Source organism: Candidatus Jordarchaeum sp., from assembly GCF_052745115.1.
In genome coordinates, this window is the sequence record NZ_JBRAKS010000265.1 from 1 (window position 1) to 5,454 (window position 5,454).

Annotated in this window: 3 protein-coding genes; 2 read left to right on the top strand and 1 reads right to left on the bottom strand. The window is 40.1% G+C overall.

The genetic code is table 11. The annotated features are described in order from the left end of the window. Positions 1–257: 257 nt before the first annotated feature. Positions 258–980, bottom strand: coding sequence for a metallophosphoesterase family protein (locus ACUVXA_RS15540; protein ID WP_445872196.1), 723 nt, complete (start codon positions 978–980; stop codon positions 258–260). A gap of 148 nt (positions 981–1,128) precedes the next feature. Here ACUVXA_RS15540 and ACUVXA_RS15545 point away from each other — a divergent pair, with 148 nt between their 5' ends. Together ACUVXA_RS15545 and ACUVXA_RS15550 are read left to right on the top strand one after the other, a co-directional pair. Then, on the top strand, positions 1,129–2,241 hold the full coding sequence (locus tag ACUVXA_RS15545) for a GTPase (RefSeq protein ID WP_445872197.1): 1,113 nt from the start codon (positions 1,129–1,131) through the stop codon (positions 2,239–2,241). 350 nt (positions 2,242–2,591) lie between these two features. Continuing rightward, positions 2,592–5,297, top strand: a complete 2,706-nt coding sequence (locus ACUVXA_RS15550; protein WP_445872198.1) for a phosphoenolpyruvate carboxykinase — start codon at positions 2,592–2,594, stop codon at positions 5,295–5,297. Positions 5,298–5,454: the final 157 nt, after the last annotated feature.

Here is a 5,454-nt window from a genome sequence, read left to right on the forward strand (position 1 = left end):
CAGGAACCGAACACCATCTGGAAGTGTCCTAGATGGGTAAGTTTCGGACAACGGTGTGGCCATATTCTGGTCCACTTAGCTTTTAATTCCTCTATATACTCTTTCTCTCCCATTTCAAACACCATTTTTTAATTCAACCCCTTTTTGGAATAAGTTTCTTAACATAAAAAATGTTTTGCTGAATCTTTACTTTAGATTCCCAATCTGATTTGCAAGTTTCCTATAAAATAATAAAAATGATCAAGTATGAGACTAGACTAGTGTGTAAAAGAAGCGGAATAAAGATCCTCGGCAAATTCTGTGGGAAGACCAACACTTCTTATTGCCTGAGCGGTCCCATCCACATCGTAAGGAACTCTTTTAAAAATCACATCTAGGCCGTTTCCTATTTCTAGGAGAGCGTAGCATGCTCGGGAGTCACCGTCCTTTGGTTTTCCCACACTACCAGTGTTCACAATATGGATTTTCTGAACTATCCGGTGATATGGTAGGTGAGTGTGACCGCATATCAAAAGATCTATATTTAATGGTTCGAGCATTCGGAGCAGATTTTTCTCGGGCCTATCCTCGTACAAGTACTCGTTCATTCTTCGGGGACTTCCATGGACATGAAGAACCCTCATACCATTCCAAGTATAATACGTGTTTCCGTGGAGATTTCTTAGAAAAGATTTATTTTCATCAGTGACTTTAGCCTTAGTCCATTCTAATGAAATTTCTCCAAGTTCGATTTCCCTCTGACTGCGATAGGCGCAGCCACAATCATCCCTATTAAATCCCACTCCATCATCGTAATTGCCCATTAATGTAGGTATTTTCCAGTCTCTTAAGACCTGAATAACCTCGTTGGGAAATGGCCCGTATCCCACTAGGTCTCCTCCACATAGAGTCAAGTCCACATTATCTTTTGAGATGCTTTTCAAAACTTCCTCCAGAGCGTATAGATTTGAATGAATATCGGAAAAAATTGCCACGCGCACTTCACAATCCTCCAATGGGAATTAAGAACCGAACCATATATGTATTATCTTTTTGAGTTTTAGGGAAGTAAATTTAACAATTAGGGAAAATTGATTAGGCGTCATTACTTTTTATTAGATGTTGGATACACTTTAGGATGGCGAGTACTTGGATAGGAGAACTTTCAATAATCGTGCTTGTGTCGCAATGTTGAAGACGGATTTTCATGACCACTTTTTGTTCCGCGTGAAGCTAGATGAATTAATTACTCTTGCAACAAATGCAGGCTACGATGTGGTGGAGGAAGTAGTTCAAACAAGATATCCTACTAGCGACTTACTCTTCGGAAAGGGGAAAATAGAAGAAATTAGAGGCCTTTTAAAATCTAAGGATATAGATAACCTAATCGTTTACAATCAGCTATCTTCAAAACAGTTTCTAAACCTTTCAAGGGAGTTAGAAAAAACTGTTTTGGACAGGTATGATTTAACTCTTGAAATATTTGAGGCCAATGCTTCGGACATTTTATCACTTCTCCAGATAAGGCTGGCCAGAATGAAAAAGGAAACACCGCTTGTAAAGCTTAGGGTTTCCGAAAAGTACAAGGAAGAGCATCCTTTTCTAATGGGTGGTGGGGAGTATGCTATGCACAGCACACTTAAATCGTTTAGCAGGAGAGAGGCCTCCATTAAAAAGAATATTGAACGAATGCTTCAAGAGAAGAAAATGCAGGTAATCAAGAGGAAGGAGGAGGGAGCCAAAATAGTTAACATTGGAGGCTATTACAACTCTGGAAAAACTACACTTTTCAACAGGCTCACCGGGGCAGATAAGCCAGTCAGTGAAAGGCCTTTCACAACTCTAACCGCAAAGTACAAAAAGGGGTTGAAAAATGGAAATATACTTTTTGTGGATACTATAGGCTTTGTAATGGATTTAGATCCTCGACTATTAACGTCTTTCGAAATAAATCTGATAGACTTTCAGTACGCAGATCTACAGTTATTTCTAGTTTCAGCAAACGAGCCACCGGAGATTGTAGCATTCAAACTTAGTGAAGGATTAAAAATACTTGAAGCTATATCGGTGCAAAAACAGAAAACCATAGTGGTGCTAAATAAAATTGATGAAGCAGAGAAGAATAATCTAGACCAAATATTAGATATTGTAAGAACCATACTTGACTCTGGGAATAAGAACAGGGTTATTCCAATATCCGCAAAAAAGGGGAAAAATATTGAAAAGCTCTCGGAATACATATCAGCAAATTTAACCCATTAATCCTCAAACACTTTTTTATTCCTCTATTTGAGGAGTCCTTTTTGCAAATCATCCCAGCAATGGTCATACGGCTCTTCCAGAATCATCCCAATAGGTCACTGGAAAAATTTTGCAAGGACTGTATCAAATATGAACAATGAGATATAAATAACCTTCCCTAAATCTCAAATATTTATATAAAAGAATAAAATTGGCGGTAAACAAATTTTCTTTTTAACATATTCCTGCTTACTTTTAGGACGTTTAGAACTGTGGAATGAAAACGTATAAAAAGGTGAAGACTACTTGATTTCTGGAAAACCGGAATAAAATTTGAATGAGTTAGCCCGTTGTTTTGAGGGAAAATTAGAATGGGCAATTTGGAAAAGGTTCAAACAAGAGAAGGTAAAATAGACATAGGAATCTCCCGGGAAAAAAGGGAGGAATTGGTTCAAAAAGCAGAAAGACATATGGGATATGATTCCATCTACGTTTGGAACGCAAACATAAATGGATACATTATTCAGTTGAGAACCAATGAGGAACATTTGGATGATTTTTGGAGAGAGAACTGGTTTCCCGCAGCTATAGATCGGAACCTACGTCCTCATGGCATAATATACGCAGCTACTGGGATTTACGACGAAAACCCGGGAATATATTACAACTCTGAAACTAAAACCGGGATAATATTTAATGTATATGATTATGAGTTCGTGCGAGCCTTAGCGCTGGGGATCGTCGCTGACGTTTGCGAAGAGCAGGAGCGTTTAAACTTTCTTAGGGGAAGCCTTGTGGACATTAATGGGGAAGGCGTAGCTATAATGGGAGAAACAGGCTCAGGAGTTAGTACTAACGCGTTTTTACTACTAGAGATGGAGCGCGCAAGAATACACTCTGATGACATAATATACGTAGAGCAACTCGGTGGAGAAAAGGGACGCATATCCACATCAGTATCTGAGAGAAAATTCTTCCTCACCAAGGAGCTAATCAGGATTTATCCCAGGCTTCAAGCAATCTATGAGAAGAGCAAGAAGGAAAATAATCATTTTATGCTCGACCCTTGGTGGATTGGAGGAAACGAAAAGTATTTAGATACCACCCGGATTAAAATTGTTTTCCTACTCGTTAATCATCCCAAGGATGTAAGGATCGCCAAACGTTTAGGTCCCCAAGAGGCGATAAATGTTCTCACCCATTCTCAGCAACCATTCTTCAACCCGTACCTTCTTGTAAAGGACGAGAAGCGAAAAAAACTGCAAACCGAATTTTACAAAACCATTTTTAAATTCGCAGCCGTGTACAGCTTAAACATGGCCAAACCACTCCTAGATGTACAAAAAGAAGTAAGAAGAATAATTACCTCCAAGGAGTACGTAGAACCTTTAGAAGAAGAAAGAGAAAAGGCTAAAGCCGAAATAGACGAGATTATCTCCAAGATAAACTTGGAAGAGATAAAACAGGCAGTGCAAAAACTCTACAAGAGAACAAATGTTAAACACTTATCTCCCGAAATTATTAGAAAAATGGCTGAAATATATGGAACTAAAACAAAGTTTGACAACTACAATTTCGTTTCAACTGTTAAAAATCGGAGCGCAGGCTTAACCATAACTGTGGGCAGTCCAGAAGTGGTCCAATACGAAATGAATCCCCGACAGAAGGAACTTATGAAAAACCTTCCAAAAACGGTAAAGGATGTCCTTCAATACGTTAAAAATGCTCCTCTTGTTTGCAGCGAACGCAACATGGGAGATAATCCCTACTTCTCACCTAAATGCACCCTATTCCTCTCCATTCATAGGGGAGAAATGATTAGGCTAGCCCACATGGTAAACCAAACACTCTTCCCACCCAAAGAAAACTATAACGGTCCCCACATATTTATAGTACACATTCCCGAGTGGCACGAGAAAGACCGACAAATAATTGTGTTTCCAGAAATAGGAGTAACCTTCGTGCTTGGAACAGACTACTACGGGGAAGACAAGAAAGGCATGCTCAGAATGGCAATGTGGTTCGCAAAACAGCAAGGAATGCTCGGACTACACGCAGGCGCAAAAATAATCAGAGCAAGAGACGCCAAAACCGGCAAAATAAAAACCTATAACACACTAATCTTCGGACTCACAGCAACCGGAAAAACCACCCACAGCTGCCACACACACGACCTGAATGAAAATGATGGGGAAGGCATAGAAATAGTGCAGGACGACTTTGTCGCACTCCGACCCGACGGATCAGCCTTGGGTACCGAGAGAGGATTCTACCTAAAAACAGAAGGAGTAAACCCCGAAATACAGCCCTTAATCTACGATGCGGTAACCAAACCAGACGCTATACTGGAAAACGTGATGGTGGACTACAAAGGCAACGTACTGTTCGAAAGCGACATATTAACCGGCAACGGTCGCGGAATAATGCAGAGAGACGACTTTGGAAAATACAAAAGTTCCACACTAAATCTACCCCCACTAAAAGACGTGGACGGACTAATAATTCTAATGATCACGAGAAGAAATACCGTGGTACCCATAGCTTCCAAACTCACCCTAGAACAGGCTGCAGCCGCATTCATGCTAGGGGAATCAATTGAAACCTCGGGAAGCGACCCCAAAAGAGCCGGGCAATCCGTAAGAGAAGTGGGAACCAACCCCTTTATAGTGGGCAACAAAGCCCAGGAAGGAAACCGCTTCTACGACATAATAAAAGGCCTGGGCGAAAAAGTACAATGCTACTTAATAAACACCGGCGGAGTGGGAGAAATAAGAGAGGTAAACGAAGAAGGAGTCAGCATAGTTAAAAGAAAAGTGGAGCGAGTGGAAATAAAAGAAATGGCTTCCATAATAAGAGGAATAGCCCGAAACAACATTGAGTGGGTGCCCGAACCCTACTTCGGCACCCTAGTACCCAAAGAAGTGGAAGGAGTCAATATGGACAGATTCAGACTGGAAAAATGGTACAGCATCGAACAAATCGAGGAAATGGTGCAACAACTCAAAAAAGAAAGAAAAGAATGGCTAAACAGCTTCCCCGAACTCTACGAAGAAATAAAAAAAGCCTTCCCAAACTAAAACCCCAAAAAACAAAATCTGAACCATTTTTTACTGCCCTTGTCTAATTTTTAATAATCTAGACACAATAAACCGGTTAAAAAGAGCTAATTCCCCAATTTTTTATACAGTATTTGAAAATGAAATAGGTTATTAAAACTGGTTTTGGCTGGTGAGC